This window comes from Gordonia sp. IEGM753 (genome assembly GCF_050321825.1).
Classification (GTDB): Bacteria; Pseudomonadota; Gammaproteobacteria; order Pseudomonadales; family Pseudomonadaceae; genus Aquipseudomonas.
On record NZ_JBNQGB010000001.1, the window covers coordinates 677,055 to 692,050 of the forward strand.

The following is a 14,996-nucleotide window of genomic DNA, read 5'->3' on the forward strand; positions in this document are numbered from 1 at the left end:
TATGAGTCAGGTTATCGAAGTGAAAATGCCAGGCATCGGCGACGCTGCTGCAATGCCGGTGATCGAGGTGCTGGTCAAGGTAGGCGACGTGGTTAAAGTCGATGACGCCATCTGCACGCTTGAATCCGACAAGGCCACGATGGATGTCCCGTCCTCTGCCGCCGGCGTGGTCAAGAACATTCTGGTCAAGATCGGCGAGAAAGTATCGGAAGGCAGCGTGTTGTTGACGCTGGAGTCGAGTGACCTGGCAGCCCAGCCATCGCCTTCGCCGGTCGTTGCCGCTGTAGCGTCCGTGTCTGCACATTCGAAGGCTACCGAAGTTGCTTCCGCCCACGCCCGCAGCGCTGATCTGGAGTGCGACGTGTTGGTATTGGGCGGTGGTCCTGGCGGATATTCCGCGGCTTTTCGTTCTGCGGATCTAGGGCAAAAAACCCTGTTGGTCGAGCGCTATGCCTCGCTTGGGGGCGTGTGCTTGAACGTTGGTTGCATCCCCTCCAAAGCGTTGCTGCACGTTGCTTCGGTGATGGAGAAAGTGCCGCATCTGGCCACGCTGGGTATCGATTTCGGTGCCGGTAATGTTGATATCCACAAGTTGCGTGCTCACAAACAATCGGTGGTCGACAAATTGACTGGCGGGCTCGCCGGGATGGCCAAGGGGCGAAAGGTTGCGGTCGTGCGTGGCTTCGGTCGTTTTCTGGACGCCCATCATATCGAGGTCGCACTCTGCTTGGGTTCCGGCCAGGACCAGACAGGCGAAAAGCAGGTCATTCGCTTCAAGCAATGCGTGATCGCTGCAGGCAGCCAGGCTGTCAAGTTGCCCTTCATGCCGAAGGATCCACGCATCGTTGATTCCACCGGCGCACTGGAACTCAGGGCCGTACCCAAGCGCATGCTGGTAATAGGCGGCGGAATTATTGGTCTCGAGATGGCCACCGTCTATTCGGCCCTGGGCGCACGTATCGATGTGGTCGAGATGATGGATGGCTTGATGCAAGGACCTGATCGCGATCTGGTGAAGGTCTGGGAAAAGCACAACAGCCACCGGTTCGACCACGTGATGTTGAAAACCCGCACAGTGAAAGCCGAGGCCAGCGAGCAAGGCATCTGGGTGACGTTCGAGGGTGAAAAAGCCCCCACGGAACCGCAATGTTATGACCTGGTACTGGTCGCCGTGGGGCGCAAACCCAATGGCGATCAACTAGGTGCTGACAGCGCGGGCATCCACGTCGGTGAACGCGGATTCATCTCCGTCGATAAGCAGATGCGCACCAACGTGCCGCATATCTTTGCGATCGGCGACATCGTCGGTCAGCCGATGCTTGCACACAAAGCGGTTCACGAAGGGCACGTCGCCGCTGAAGTGGCGGCGGGTGAAGCCTTGAACAATCCAGAACTTGCGCGCAGCCGGTTCGATGCGTTGCAGATACCGGGCGTGGCCTACACCAACCCGGAAGTCGCCTGGGCCGGGCTTACGCAGCAAGAAGCCAAAGACAAAGGCGTTAACGTTGAGGCTGCGGTGTTCCCGTGGGCCGCCTCTGGACGCGCAATTGCCAACGGTCGCGATGAAGGTTTCACCAAGCTTTTGTTCGATGCCGAAACGCGTCGGGTGGTCGGTGGAGGCATCGTCGGCACCGGTGCCGGCGACCTGATCAGTGAAGTTTGTCTGGCCATCGAAATGGGCGCTGACGCCGTGGATATCGGCAAGACCATCCACCCCCATCCGACATTGGGTGAAACCGTGGGGATGGCGGCAGAAGTGGCCCATGGCAGTTGCACTGACTTGCCAGCGGCGCGTCGCGCACAGGCTGTGTGAGGGAGGAGATGAGAATGACCGGCAGCAATGAGGCAACCCTATCGGACTTGACCCAGTGGGTGGGCCGCGAGGAAGTGCGCAACGACCGTATCGACCAGCGGATCGCTCAGGCGCTTGCCGCCACGCTCGATCTTGATCCCGATACCTTTGAAGAAGGCGCCGAATTACCTGCTCTGTGGCATTGGGTGTACTTCACGCCCAACGCTCGACACAGTGAAATCGGCTGTGACGGGCACCCAAAACGCGGCGGCTTCCTGCCGCCAGTGGACCTGCCCAACCGTATGTGGGCCGGTGGCCGCCTGAGTTTCGAGCAGCCGCTGCGGGTCGGCGAGGCCGTCTCTCGGGTATCGCGGATAGTGCGTTGCGAGCGCAAAACCGGACGCAATGGCGAACTGGTGTTCGTGACTGTCGAGCACACGGTGTCGGGTGAGCGGGGTGTGTGCGTGGTCGAGGAACAGGACATCGTCTACCGCCAGCCCGCTGCGAAAGGTGCTGCGCTCGCCGGCGCGGCGGTTGAAGGCAGCGCCGGATTTCGCCAGCGAATCCATCCCGATCCGGTCTTGTTGTTTCGTTACTCGGCGCTGACGTTCAACGCCCACCGTATCCATTACGACAAACCCTACGTGACTCAGGAAGAAGGTTATCCGGGGCTCGTTGTGCACGGGCCGCTGGCCGCCACGTTGCTGCTCCAGGCCTTTCGCGCCGCGCACCCGGAGAAACGTATTCGACGTTTCGAATTCCGCGCAGTCGGGCCACTTTTCGATACCGAGGATTTTGATGTTTGCGGTCAGCTCACGGGTCCGACCAGCGCCGATTTGTGGGCCGACTGCGAAGGGCGCCAGACGATGAAGGCTGACGTCACGTTCGACTGATCAGCTAACGCAACGAAGAGCTTTGAAAAAAAGGTGCCGCCGTGCAGAAGCGCCAAGGGCGCCGCTGCGCCGAGATTGCCACATACAAGACAGGAAACCGCCATGACCATGCTCTATGCCCCCGATGAACACCAGGAAATCCGTGATGCCGTACGTGCTTTGTGCAGTGAGTTTCCGGACGAGTATTTCCGCAAAATCGATGAACAGCGTGCCTACCCCGAGGCGTTTGTCGACGCGCTGATCGGCGCCGGCTGGCTCTCGGCGATGATCCCTGAGGAGTACGGCGGCTCGGGTTTGGGGCTCACCGAAGCGTCTGTGATCATGGAAGAAATCAACCGTTCGGGCGGCAACTCCGGCGCGGTGCATGGCCAGATGTACAACATGAGCACGCTGTTACGTAACGGCAGCAACGCACAGAAAGAAAAGTACCTGCCGAAGATCGCTTCGGGTGAGTTGCGCATCCAGTCGATGGCGGTCACCGAGCCGACTACCGGTACTGACACCACCAAGATCAAAACGAACGCGGTGAAGAAGGATGGACGCTACGTCGTCAACGGGCAAAAGGTATGGATCTCGCGGGTGCAGCACTCCGACCTGATGATCTTGCTCGCACGTACCACGCCACTGACCGAGGTGAAGAGAAAGTCGGAAGGTATGTCAATTTTCATCGTTGACCTCAAGGACGCGATCGGAAAAGGCCTCACCGTACAGCGGATTCCCAACATGGTGAACCACGAGACCAATGAGCTGTTCTTCGACAGCCTGGAGATTCCCGAGGAGAACCTGATCGGTGAGGAGGGCAAGGGCTTCAAATACATCCTCGACGGGCTTAACGCCGAGCGCACGCTGATCGCCGCCGAATGCATCGGCGACGGTTATTGGTTCATGGAGCGCGCCGTCAAGTATGCCAACGAGCGCGTGGTGTTCGACCGTCCGATCGGTCAAAACCAAGGGGTGCAATTCCCTATCGCCGATGCCTTCATCGAGATCGAAGCCGCCAATTTGATGCGTTTCAAAGCGTGCCAGTTGTTCGACGCACACCAACCCTGCGGCGCCCAAGCCAACATGGCCAAGTACCTCGCTGCCAAGGCGTCGTGGGAAGCCGCCAACGTGTGCATGCAGACCCACGGTGGTTTCGGCTTTGCCAACGAATACGACATTGAGCGCAAGTTCCGTGAGACCCGTCTGTACCAGGTCGCGCCAATCTCTACCAACTTGATCTATTCCTACGTCGCCGAGCACCTGCTCGGGTTGCCGCGTTCTTTCTGAGGACTCTGCCAATGGCTGATACCAAACCGGTACTTGCGCTCGAAGGCATCACCGTGATCTCGCTCGAGCACGCGATAGCCGCCCCGTTGGCGACGCGTCATCTCGCTGATATGGGGGCCCGCGTGATCAAGGTCGAGCGCCCAGGCAGCGGTGATTTTGCACGCGCCTATGACGACCGCGTCGATGGGCTTGCCTCGCATTTTGTCTGGGTCAATCGCTCGAAAGAAAGCCTCACCCTGGACCTGAAACAACCCGAGGCGCAGGAGATTTTAATGACACTCCTGGCCGAGGCCGATGTGCTGGTGCAGAACCTTGCACCCGGCGCTGCGGCCCGAATGGGATTGTCGTTCGAGGCGCTCGCGGCGAAAAATCCGAAGCTGATCGTGTGCGACATCTCAGGGTACGGCGAGGGTGGTCCGTACACCGAAAAGAAGGCCTATGACTTGCTGATTCAGAGCGAGGCGGGCTTCCTGTCGATCACCGGTACGCCCGACGAACAGGTCAAGGCCGGCATATCGATCGCCGACATCGCGGCCGGCATGTATGCCTACACCAATATCCTCGCCGCGTTGATTGAGCGCGGTAAAACCGGGCGTGGCCGCCGCATCGAGATCGCAATGATCGACGCGATGGTCGAGTGGATGGGCTTCCCGATGTACTACGCCTACGAAGGACAAGAGCCGCCGCGCCGCACGGGTGCATCCCACGCAACGATTTACCCTTACGGGCCGTTCCGCGCTGGCGACGGCCGTACCGTCATGCTCGGCCTGCAGAACGAACGTGAGTGGGCAGTGTTCTGCGACAAACTATTGGGCGACGCGGCACTTGCCATGGATGTGCGCTTTGCCAGCAACGCGCGGCGCACCGCCAACCGAGAGGTGTTGAGCAAACTCATCGAACAGAGCTTCGCCAGCCTCACTGCCGACGAAGTAATGGCCCGCCTCGATGCGGCTGACATCGCCAACGCCAACGTCAGCACGATGAGTGACATCTGGAACCATCCACAACTTGAGGCGCGCAAGCGCTGGACGAGTGTGCAGACACCTTCAGGGCCGGTGCCCGCGCTGCAACCACCCGGCATGGGCGGTGAGCGTCCCGCGCGAATGGGGCCCGTGCCGGCACTGGGTGAGCACACGGCGGCGATCCTTGAAGAACTCGGCTACACGGATCGCGCAGCCGAATTGCGCGAAAGGAAGGTGGTGTGATGGCAAGCAGGCAATTGAATCTGATGCGCGCACGAACCTTCCTTTTTGTTCCCGCTAGCCGCCCCGAGCGCATTGCCAAGGCTCTGGCCAGTGGCGCCGATGTGGTCGTTGTCGACCTCGAAGACGCGGTTGCACCGGCTGATAAACCGGCTGCGCGGCAGGCCTTGTTGGACTGGCTGGATGCCAACCCCGATGAGCAGGTCAGCGTGCGGATCAATGCGTGCGACACACCCTGGCATGAGGAAGACCTGGCGGCCTGTCAGCACACAGGCGTCGGCGCCGTGATGCTGCCAAAAGCGGACAGCGCAGCGCAGGTCGAGCATGCCTATGACACCAGTGGCAAACCGGTGCTGTGCATTGTGGAAACCGGGCAGGGCATCGAAGCGCTACCGCACATCGCCGGGGCGCGTGGCTGCGCCCGTTTGATGTTCGGCAAGCTGGACCTGGCCGTCGAACTCGATCTGATACCCGACGAATCGGACCCCGAGGAACTGGTGTTCCTGCCTTGGCGCGCAATGCTGGTGCTCGCAAGCCAGCGCGCACGATTGCCAGCCCCAGTCGATGGCGTGTTCACCGTGATCGGCGATCAGGCGGGCCTGGCTCGGTACGCCAAGCGTGCGCGTCGGCACGGGTTCAGTGGCCAGTTGCTGATCCATCCCAGTCAGGTTGCCGAGGCTGGCGCTGCTTTCACGCCGTCGGCACAGGACATCGAATGGGCACAAGCCGTCTGTCGTCTGGCTGACGCTGCCGCCGGTGCAGTGGTTGTGCTCGATGGCCGCATGGTCGATGCGCCGGTGATGGCGCGGGCGAGGAACATTCTCGCGTTGGCCGCGGAGTTCGGTCTATGAACGTCACCAGACGTTGTGCGCTCTTTTCGATTTTGGAACAGCTCTTCATCCAATTAACAAATTCTTAAATCCTGCCTGTCTCCCTACCATCAAGGCTTGGAAGCAGCCGCTGAATTCCACCTGAAGCGGTCATGTCCGCCCCAGGCCAAACGTTTCAAATGCAGGAGCATTACCCATGGAAAACAACGCAAACAAAAAATCGACTGCCATGAGTGGAGCCCGAACAGGCGTACGCAACGGCGCCGACTACATCGCTTCTTTGCAAGACGGTCGTTCGGTGTGGATTGATGGCGAGCGCATCAAGGATGTGACGGTTGATCGTCGTTTCCGTGGTGCGATTCAATCCATCGCCGATCTGTATGACATTCAATGTGATCCGGCCTTGCAGGACAAGATGACGTTCCTCTCGCCGTCCTCCGGTGCGCGTGTGGGGCGTTCGTTCATGCTGCCTCGCTCTGCCGAAGACCTGCGTCTGCGCCGCGAAATGATGAAGACCTGGATGGATGCCGTGGGCGGCATGATGGGGCGTACGCCCGACTTCCTGAATGTCATGGTCAGCGCCCATGCCTCGGCCCATGAGCTGTTCGCCGCAGGTGGCGAACAATTCGGTCAGAACATTCTGAAATACCATGAGTTCATTCGTGAAAACGACCTCGCGCTGACGCACTCACTGGTGTCGCCGGATATCGACAAACGACTGCAGATGTTCGAACAGCCAGGCGATATGGTGATGCGCGTCGTCCGCGAATCCGATGCGGGCATCTACGTGTCCGGTGCGCGTTCGGTCGCAACTCTCGGCCCATTGGCCAACGAAGTGCTGATCATGCCAGCCGCAGCGAAATTCCCGCTGGTGGCAGACGCCGAGGCCTATGCCGTCGGATTTGCAGCGCCCATCGACACGCCCGGGATGAAGATGATTTGCCGTCCTTCGTTCCCGACGAAGGGCCACTTTGCCAACGACCCGCTCACGGCGCGGATGGACGAGATGGATGCGGTTCTGTGGTTTGACGAAGCGTTCATCCCGTGGGAACGCGTCTTCATGTACCGCAGCATCAAAGCTGTGGAGTCGGCCATGAAATCGCCCTCAGGCCCGCATGGCTCACATCAGTCGGCTACGCGCTCCTTGGCGAAGATGGAGTTCTTGCTGGGTATTGCCTACAACTTGACGGAAGTGAACCACAGTCGTTTCCCCAATGTGATGGTTCAACTGTCCGAACTGGTCGCGTATGTCGAAACCCTGCGCGCCATGATTCGCGTGGCCGAAATCGATTGCATTCCCGGCCCTGGCGGCACTGTGGTGCCGTACGAGCAGCCGCTGAACGTGGTGCGCGCCCAATACCCGACGATGCATGCCCGGGCGCTGGAGATCTTGCAGCTTTTGGGTGCCGGCAACGTGGTGGTTGCGCCAACCGTCGAGGATCTCTACAGCGAAAACGGTCCGGCCATCGAACGTTACTGCGCCGGTGCCGACATTCCGGCTGAACGCAAGATGCAACTGTTGCGCCTGGCGTGGGATGCCTCTTGCTCGTCGTTTGCCGGACGCCAGAATTTGTACGAGAAGTTCTTCTCGGGTGACCCGTGGCGCAACGCACAGATGCGCGGCGAGCGGTACCCGGGTGCTCGCGAGGCACAAGACCGCGTGTGGGCGTTCCTTGATCGCAATAACGAATGGGATCAGCGGATCAACGGCCAATAGTCGACGGCTGCCGCAGTCATTTTAATCGCCACGCTGCGGCAGCTGACTAACAACAATAATGTGCGGAGTTTTGTATGCCTCGTATTAACCTGCCAACCCCAGACGAAGCACCTGAAGCATTTGCATTGCTGCGTGCCAAGCGTGGTCACGCACCCAGCGCACAGATCTTTCGGACGCTGGCCATTTGTCCAGAGATCCTCGAAGTGTTTATCCCCATGGCCGACGCCGTTCGCCAAGGCTATGGCATCGATCCCAAATTGCGTGAGATGGCGATTGTGATGTCGTGCCAGACCATGGGCACGCGTTACGAACACGATCCGCATTGGAACCGGGCCATCAAGGAAGGCGTATCGAAAGAGCAAATGCTGGCGCTGTGGGATTTTGAAAAGAGCCTGCTTTTCTCTGATCTGGAAAAAGCGGTACTGCGTCTGGCACGTGATGCTACCCGTGCCCCAGCGCAAGTCAGCGCCGAGGTTTGGGACGCTGTTCATAGCGCGCTTGGGCCCCAGCAGAGCCTTGCGCTGCTGTTCAATATTGGTTGGTACAACATGACCGGTCGGTTGACTGGTCCCCTCGAGTTGAGCAACGAAGCTGACTTTACTCGGCTCTGAAAAGACACCAGGAGACTCACCATGCCACTGCCAAAACCGGTCTACTACCCACCGTTCAATATCACCCGCTCGAGCCACGCCGTCATCACTTCGCGCGACCTGGAAGCCAGTCGCGATTTCTACGAACAGGTCATTGGCCTGGTCTTGACCGAACGCGATGCCGACACCCTGTATTTCCGTGGTCTGGAAGAGGTGTGCCACCACAGCCTGGTGATCAAGCGCCACAACGGCGAGCATTCAGCCGAAGCCATTGGCTTTCGGGTTTACACCGAAGAAGAGCTGGACAAGGCGGCGCACTTTTACACGTCCAAAGGCCTCCCGGCACGCTGGATAGAAGTGCCACATCAAGGGCGCACGCTGCTGGTCAATGACCCGGCAGGGACACCTGTGCAGCTCTGCGCCACCATGAGCACGACGCCCCGTGTGTACACGCAGTTTCAGGACTTCAAGGGCGGCGCTGCCATGCGCTTCGATCACTACCAGATCCAGGTTCCGAATGTGCAGGAACAGACCGATTTCTATGCGGAGATGGGCTTTCGCATTTCGGAATACATGGCGCTTGATGAGAAGTTGATTGCGACATTCATGTTCCGCAAGCCCGGCACCCAGGACATCGTTTTTCTGGAAAATCCGGGACCGCGTTTGCATCACTTTGCCTACACCGTTTCCGATTCGCACAGCATCCTGCGCGCCTGCGATATCGCCGGCAATCTGGGCATGGGCGATATCGTCGAACGCGGGCCTGGCCGACACGGACCGGCGGGCGTGCTGTTCGTTTACTTGCGCGATCCTGATGGGCATCGGGTGGAGTTGTTCTGCGATCACTATCTGCTGATCGATATCGAGGTCGAACCTGTGGCATGGGATGTGCGCAAGCCTGGCTTGTCACTGCGCTGGGGCCTGCCACCCCAGGAATGCTGGTTCAACGAGACCACTGCGTTCAGTGGTGTTGCGACGAAGGCGCTGGACCACGAGCGAGGTCCGTTGGTGACGCTTGAGACCTACCTGGCGGACAAAGCACGCGCCAGAGCTGCCAAGTAATGTTGCGGCGGGCCGTCTCGGCGGCCCCTGTGCAGCGGGGCGGTATCGATCAAGAGATTGGAGGTATTCAGAATGACTACGCAGACATCAACCCAACCAGAACCTGCCAACGCCACTGCGAGCTTCGATGGCCGTGCACTGCGAGACGCCTTCGGCTCATTCGCCACCGGCGTGACGATTGTCACCACCAGCGGTCCGGGCGGCGTGGACATCGGTTTGACCGCGAACAGCTTTTCCTCCGTGTCACTCGACCCACCGATGGTGCTCTGGAGCCTGGCGCGGAGCTCCTTGAATATGGACGCTTTTCGCAACAGCGGGCATTTCGCGGTGCATATCCTGTCTGCCGATCAGGAGGCGCTGTCGTCGCGCTTTGCGAGCAAGGGCATTGACCGGTTCGAGGGGCTTGCGCTGGATCGCGGTCCGGACGGCGTGCCGTTGTTGCCAGACTGCATGGCCCGTTTCGCCTGCAAACTGGCTTATCAATACGAAGGCGGAGATCACGTCATCTTCGTCGGCGAGATTGTCGATTTCAGCCATTCTGCGCGCAAGCCACTGGTGTTCCACGGTGGGCGATATGGCATGTTGCTGCCCAGGCAAACCGTTAGCTCGGATGATGAATTCAGTAATTTGTCATCCGATGATTTGCTGTACCAGGTCTCGAATGCCTACTTCCAGACCCGGCAATCGGTGATTGAAAAGCTTGAATCCAATCGCTGGACCGCAGAAGAATATGCGGTGTTGAGCATCATTGGCCGTGAGGACGGGTTGTGTGTGCCCGAGATCGTTGCCCGCAGCGAAAAAGTTCGCGGCAAGGGGATTTCCGCTGCCATCGTTCAGAAACTCATCGTGCGTGGGCTGCTGCACGAGGTCGATTCAGGCGATGGACAAGTGACTGTCAGGTTGACGCCCGAAGGTCGTCTTGCAGTTCTTGAGCTTATCGCGATACGCAAGTCGAGCGAGGCTGATGTTCAAGGCAGTCTGGACCCGAGCGAAGTGCAATTGTTGAAACACCTGCTGGCCAGGCTCGACGCATGAAAATCGCACGCTACCAATCTGCTACAGGGCACGAGCGGCTCGGCATTGTCACTTCCGTGTCGGGCGTGGAACGACTGGTTGATGTCGCCAAGGCTGCCGTTGACCGGAGTGGCTCGGGCACGCCGACCTCGGTGATGGAGCTGATCGAGGGCGGCTTGTCGGCGATGGACGCTACTCGCGAATTGCTCATGTGGGCAGCGGATCGCCAGGATCCCGCCTGGATGGATGATCCGAACTGCGTGAAGTGGCTGACGCCTGTGCCAGAGAAATCCATGTTCTGTGCTGGCCGTAACTTTGGGCGGCACAAGATGGAGTCGATGAAGGGCGATGCAACCAACGCCAGCAAACTGCACAGCGACTTTCCAACCGGTTTCGTCAAGCTCGGGCGCACGCTGGTGCCGCACAAAAGTCAGGTGAAGCGGCCGGACGACGTGCTCGATTTCGACTACGAGGTCGAGATCGCACTGGTGCTGGGCAAGCCTATCGATGCGCGCAGCGACATCGATCCCGCCAGCGCCATTTTCGGTTACACCATCTTCAATGACCTGTCAGCGCGTGAATGGCAGCTTCGCGAAATGCACAACGGCATGATCATGCTGGGGAAGAACTTCCCTGGCTTTGGACCGATCGGCCCTTACATCCTTACCGCAGACGAGGTGCCGGATCCCAATGGCCTGGTGCTCTGGCTCAAGGTCAATGGCCAATTACGCCAGCATTCCGATTGCCGCGACCTGATCTTTGGCTTTGCAGAGATGGTTGCGTTCTGGTCGCGGTTCGGCCTGGTGCCCGGCGACCTGATCAGTACGGGGACGCCCGAAGGCGTGGCGTTGCACCACAAGCCAGATCCACGCGAATGGTACCTCAAGCCCGGCGACCGGGTAGAGGCGGGCGTGGACGGTATTGGCGTCCTGGAAACGTTCATCGTGTAGCACTCGCTGTCGCCGTTCCCCTCATCACTCACGGAGTGTTTTATGAAATTGTATTTTTTACCCGGTGCCTGCCAGATCGGAATACATGCCTTGCTCGCTGAAATTGGCAAGCCGTTCGAGATCGAGAAAGCGGCGCGTCCCGGCACGCCAGAATTCGAGGCTTACACGCACATCAATCCCAAAGGTAAAGTCCCGGCACTGATCCGCGATGACGGATCGCTCCTTACTGAATTTCCGGTCATTGCGCTGTATCTGGCCCGCACGAATCCCGAACGCGAGTTGATCCCGACGGATATCGAGGGTGAGATTCGTGTGTTGGAAATGCTCGAATATTTGGTGTCTACCGTGCACATGCAAGGCTACACTCGCGCTCGCCGACCCGAGAAATTCGCGCCGAGCGAATCAGACCACGCGGCTGTAAAAGCGCAAGGCCTGAAGATATTCCAGGCCGGGCTCGACCGGGCAGAACGACAGATCAACGGCAAAGACTGGCTATTCGAGAAAATGACCATCGCTGATTTTGCGCTTTTTTATCTTGAGCACTGGTGTGTGCTCAACGGTATCGGATCGTTAGGTCAAAGTTGTCAGGCGCACCATGATCGCCTGTGGTCGAAAATCGATATTCGTCGCGCCGTCGAGTCTGAACTCATTTCCTAAGACTGAGCGCTCCAAAATGGACATGCTGTTGAAGCTGAAGGCTTTCGTCGTCACCGCCGACAGCGGTAATTTCTCAGCTGCCGCGCGCACTTTGTATACCTCGCCTTCAGTCATCATGAAGCGGGTTGACGAGCTCGAATGGGATTTCAAAATAACCTTGTTCGACCGCTCAACCCGGCGCTTGACGCTGACAGACACAGGCCATAGCTACCTTACGCATGCACGCCAACTGCTGCGCGCATACAGCGACATGGCCAGCGGTGCGATTTTGAGCCCCGGCAGCATCGAAGGCCCAATCAGGATCAAGGCCCCAGCCGTTCTTATTCGGCAAGGCCTTGGTGATCTGTTCACTCATTACCGCGCTCAGAATCCGCGGGTGCAGCTGGAAGTCATCGCGTCCGACCGGGGCGGTAATCCAGCGGAGGAGGGCTTTGATATCTCGGTCGGTATGGATCAAATGGCCTATTCCGATGTTGTGGAACAGGTCATTCGGCCCTTTCCCCGGCTGCTGTGCGCGGCCCCGGCGTATCTTTCCCGGTGTGACGTGCCGCTGCACCCGCGTGATCTGATCCAGCACCCCTGTCTCACGTTCTCCATAGCCGGTTCGATCTGGGGGTTCAACTCGCCAGAGGGGCGCATAGAAGTGGACGTGCGCCCTGTGCTTATCACCAATGATGAAGGCTATTTGTGCGCCGCCGCCCGCGATGGCCATGGGATTGTTCAGCTGGCACTGCCGGTTGTTGCCGATGCCCTGCAGGCCGGGCAACTTGTGCCTGTGCTTGAGCAATTCTCGTTGGTAGAACGCTGGGTAAAAATCATGGTGCCGACTGCACGCCTGGAGCTGACGCGGGTAAAGCTGCTATTCGACAAAATGGCCATGCACCTGGCGTCCGACCACACCCGATAACGTGAAATAGATCTATGACGAGGGCGCTCGCTCCCGTTCGGCTGCGAAGCAGTCGTAAAGTCAGCTAACGCGGTTTTTCTGGAATATCGCGCCTGCAGGTTTAGGGTCTGCTGCGCAGACCGGCGGGAGCGAGTACCTCGCCACGTTGCATTTTCCCATCAGTTTCCCAGTGCCTTTTCCCCTGATCTGCGCGCCTTTGCGGTGTTCGCGGCCGTGGGCGTTTGCGCGTTCCCCTGAAGAACCTGCGCCCTGACTGAACCATCAGATTTCTGGCTGCGGTGCAGCGGGTTTTATCATTGTTCATGCCGAAAAGGGGCTGCATATACTCGGGCCAACACTGATGCGCAGCAGCAATCGGAGTTAATACCTAACACCATCTCTTTAGGTAATAGTGATGCAAATAATAAAAATAAGATTTGCAGATTCGCCAAACGTTTTATACCGCCAAAGCCTTCGATCCGTAGTAGTAGCCACCAGTCTGATGACTGCGGGTTACTCGTTGGCCGCGCCGATCGATGTCGGAAATCCAGACATCAAACTGCGCTGGGATAATACGTTCAAGTACTCAGCCGGCATGCGTGTCAAAGGCCAGGACGACACGCTCACCAAGAACGTGCCTGCCACTGCGGGTAGCGGATCCGGCCCCTCGGCGCTTAACGGCGATGACGGCGACCGTAACTTCAAGAGCGGCAGACTCATCTCCAATCGTCTCGATTTACTGTCCGAAATGGACCTGGTTTTTCGTGACGATTTCGGCCTGCGTGTGAGCGGCGCAGCCTGGTATGACGATGTCTACAACCAGAAAAATGAAAACGACTCTCGTGCGACCAACAACTCGTTGTCGGTGCCGTACAACGAATTCACCCATGACACTCGCGATCTGCACGGTCGTCAGGCCGAGATTCTCGACGCCTTCGTTTTTGGTGGCGCGGACGTCGGCACCGCCCGCGTAAGCGGTCGTCTCGGTCGGCACACGGTGCTCTGGGGCGAGAGTCTGTTCTTCGGCGCCAACGCCATTGCTGGGACTCAGTCTCCGGTGGACGCGGTCAAGGCGTCTTCGGTACCAGGATCGACCACCAAGGAAATCATCAGGCCGGTGGGCCAGTTCTCGGGCCAAATCCAGTTTTCACCAGCGCTGACCCTGATGGGTTACTACCAATACGATTGGGAGTCGACCCGCCTGCCCGCAGCCGGGAGCTACTTCTCGGTCAACGACTTCATCGGCGACGGTGGCGAGCGCATCCGCTTCGCGCCCGGTGTGCCAGGTGTTGGTTTGTCGCGCAAGCAGGATCTTAAAGCCAGCGATCAAGGGCAGTTTGGTCTTGGCTTGCGCACTCAACTGGGCGACTGGGAGTTTGGCGTCTACGGGATCCGTTACCACGCCAAGACACCTGTGCTTTATTCGCGAGCACAGCTTACCGGCATCACTGGTGCGGGGTTCGGAACGTACCAATGGGTTTATCCAGAGGACATCAAGGCGTTTGGCGTCAGCGCCACCACGACCGTGGACACGGTCAACTTCGCCGGCGAACTCTCTGTGCGTCGCGACACGCCGCTGACCAGCCTGCCGCAAGCGGTTGGAACTGCCGAGGCGGACAACAACAATCATGCGTTCTATGCCATCGGCAACTCGGCCCACGCCAACGTGTCGATGATCTGGAGCATGCCGCGTAACTTCCTGTCCGACGAGCCTGCGCTCAGCATGGAAGTGGCCTACAACCAGCTGACCAGTTGCACCAGTAACTGCGGTGCGATGGACCCAGGACTGGATCGACGTGCCACAGCGGTGCGCGCCTTGTATGCCCTACCGCAGCGCAACGTGATGGACGGTTTGGACCTTACGCCATCCTTCACCGTGGGCTACAACCACGGCAAGTCGCCTGTGGTGATCATGGGGCCGAACAATGGCGGGGACATGACCTTCACCCTGGCAGGCAACTACCTGACCGTGTGGGATTTCTCGATGGCTTATACCCACTACTACGGCGGCGAAAACACGGCCACGTATGCGTCCCTCGATCCCAGCGTCAACGGCACGTACACCTTCGCTCAGACCTTGAAAGATCGTGATTTCGTCTCAGTGTCGCTGCGTCGCACCTTCTAAGGGAAAATG

Annotated in this window: 13 protein-coding genes; all 13 read left to right on the forward strand. The window is 58.9% G+C overall.

The genetic code is table 11. From position 1 onward, the window contains the following. Position 1: 1 nt before the first annotated feature. Positions 2 to 1,813, forward strand: coding sequence for a dihydrolipoyl dehydrogenase (gene lpdA, locus ACQR3R_RS03110; protein WP_428270536.1), 1,812 nt, complete (start codon positions 2 to 4; stop codon positions 1,811 to 1,813). A gap of 14 nt (positions 1,814 to 1,827) precedes the next feature. Further along, a complete protein-coding gene (locus tag ACQR3R_RS03115) occupies positions 1,828 to 2,685 on the forward strand; it encodes an FAS1-like dehydratase domain-containing protein (RefSeq protein WP_428270537.1) in 858 nt (285 codons plus the stop codon). Positions 2,686 to 2,787: 102 nt separating this feature from the next. Beyond that, positions 2,788 to 3,954 carry an acyl-CoA dehydrogenase family protein gene (locus tag ACQR3R_RS03120; protein WP_428270538.1) on the forward strand — a complete coding sequence of 389 codons (1,167 nt, stop codon included), beginning with the start codon at positions 2,788 to 2,790 and terminating at the stop codon, positions 3,952 to 3,954. Between the two features lie 11 nt (positions 3,955 to 3,965). Next, on the forward strand, positions 3,966 to 5,159 hold the full coding sequence (locus ACQR3R_RS03125; protein ID WP_428270539.1) for a CoA transferase: 1,194 nt from the start codon (positions 3,966 to 3,968) through the stop codon (positions 5,157 to 5,159). Continuing rightward, positions 5,159 to 6,007 (forward strand): aldolase/citrate lyase family protein, encoded by an 849-nt coding sequence (locus ACQR3R_RS03130; protein ID WP_428270540.1) that lies wholly within the window; start codon positions 5,159 to 5,161, stop codon positions 6,005 to 6,007. Before ACQR3R_RS03125 ends, ACQR3R_RS03130 begins: the two co-directional genes overlap by 1 nt. Before the next feature lie 175 nt (positions 6,008 to 6,182). Continuing rightward, entirely contained in the window at positions 6,183 to 7,703 is a 1,521-nt protein-coding gene (locus ACQR3R_RS03135) for a 4-hydroxyphenylacetate 3-hydroxylase N-terminal domain-containing protein (protein ID WP_428270541.1), read from the forward strand. Between the two features lie 74 nt (positions 7,704 to 7,777). Continuing rightward, the gene (locus tag ACQR3R_RS03140; protein ID WP_428270542.1) at positions 7,778 to 8,314 is read left to right on the forward strand and encodes a carboxymuconolactone decarboxylase family protein; all 537 of its coding nucleotides are present in this window, start codon (positions 7,778 to 7,780) and stop codon (positions 8,312 to 8,314) included. Positions 8,315 to 8,335: 21 nt separating this feature from the next. Then, positions 8,336 to 9,355: a VOC family protein gene (locus ACQR3R_RS03145; RefSeq protein ID WP_428270543.1), complete on the forward strand. Its 1,020-nt coding sequence runs from the start codon at positions 8,336 to 8,338 to the stop codon at positions 9,353 to 9,355. A gap of 72 nt (positions 9,356 to 9,427) precedes the next feature. After that, positions 9,428 to 10,390, forward strand: a complete 963-nt coding sequence (locus tag ACQR3R_RS03150; RefSeq protein WP_428270544.1) for a flavin reductase — start codon at positions 9,428 to 9,430, stop codon at positions 10,388 to 10,390. Then, positions 10,387 to 11,319 (forward strand): fumarylacetoacetate hydrolase family protein, encoded by a 933-nt coding sequence (locus tag ACQR3R_RS03155; protein ID WP_428270545.1) that lies wholly within the window; start codon positions 10,387 to 10,389, stop codon positions 11,317 to 11,319. The genes ACQR3R_RS03150 and ACQR3R_RS03155 overlap by 4 nt, the downstream gene beginning before the upstream one ends. Positions 11,320 to 11,361: 42 nt before the next feature. Further along, positions 11,362 to 11,976, forward strand: a complete 615-nt coding sequence (locus ACQR3R_RS03160) for a glutathione S-transferase N-terminal domain-containing protein (RefSeq protein ID WP_428270546.1) — start codon at positions 11,362 to 11,364, stop codon at positions 11,974 to 11,976. A gap of 16 nt (positions 11,977 to 11,992) precedes the next feature. Beyond that, entirely contained in the window at positions 11,993 to 12,883 is an 891-nt protein-coding gene (locus tag ACQR3R_RS03165) for a LysR substrate-binding domain-containing protein (RefSeq protein ID WP_428270547.1), read from the forward strand. Between the two features lie 394 nt (positions 12,884 to 13,277). Further along, a complete protein-coding gene (locus ACQR3R_RS03170) occupies positions 13,278 to 14,987 on the forward strand; it encodes a DUF1302 family protein (protein ID WP_428270548.1) in 1,710 nt (569 codons plus the stop codon). Positions 14,988 to 14,996: the final 9 nt, after the last annotated feature.

Coding starts and splice junctions, on each gene's coding strand:
- lpdA (WP_428270536.1), top strand. CDS start 2: ATGAGTCAGGTTATCGAAGTGAAAATGCCAGGCATCGGCGACGCTGCT.
- ACQR3R_RS03115 (WP_428270537.1), top strand. CDS start 1,828: ATGACCGGCAGCAATGAGGCAACCCTATCGGACTTGACCCAGTGGGTG.
- ACQR3R_RS03120 (WP_428270538.1), top strand. CDS start 2,788: ATGACCATGCTCTATGCCCCCGATGAACACCAGGAAATCCGTGATGCC.
- ACQR3R_RS03125 (WP_428270539.1), top strand. CDS start 3,966: ATGGCTGATACCAAACCGGTACTTGCGCTCGAAGGCATCACCGTGATC.
- ACQR3R_RS03130 (WP_428270540.1), top strand. CDS start 5,159: ATGGCAAGCAGGCAATTGAATCTGATGCGCGCACGAACCTTCCTTTTT.
- ACQR3R_RS03135 (WP_428270541.1), top strand. CDS start 6,183: ATGGAAAACAACGCAAACAAAAAATCGACTGCCATGAGTGGAGCCCGA.
- ACQR3R_RS03140 (WP_428270542.1), top strand. CDS start 7,778: ATGCCTCGTATTAACCTGCCAACCCCAGACGAAGCACCTGAAGCATTT.
- ACQR3R_RS03145 (WP_428270543.1), top strand. CDS start 8,336: ATGCCACTGCCAAAACCGGTCTACTACCCACCGTTCAATATCACCCGC.
- ACQR3R_RS03150 (WP_428270544.1), top strand. CDS start 9,428: ATGACTACGCAGACATCAACCCAACCAGAACCTGCCAACGCCACTGCG.
- ACQR3R_RS03155 (WP_428270545.1), top strand. CDS start 10,387: ATGAAAATCGCACGCTACCAATCTGCTACAGGGCACGAGCGGCTCGGC.
- ACQR3R_RS03160 (WP_428270546.1), top strand. CDS start 11,362: ATGAAATTGTATTTTTTACCCGGTGCCTGCCAGATCGGAATACATGCC.
- ACQR3R_RS03165 (WP_428270547.1), top strand. CDS start 11,993: ATGGACATGCTGTTGAAGCTGAAGGCTTTCGTCGTCACCGCCGACAGC.
- ACQR3R_RS03170 (WP_428270548.1), top strand. CDS start 13,278: ATGCAAATAATAAAAATAAGATTTGCAGATTCGCCAAACGTTTTATAC.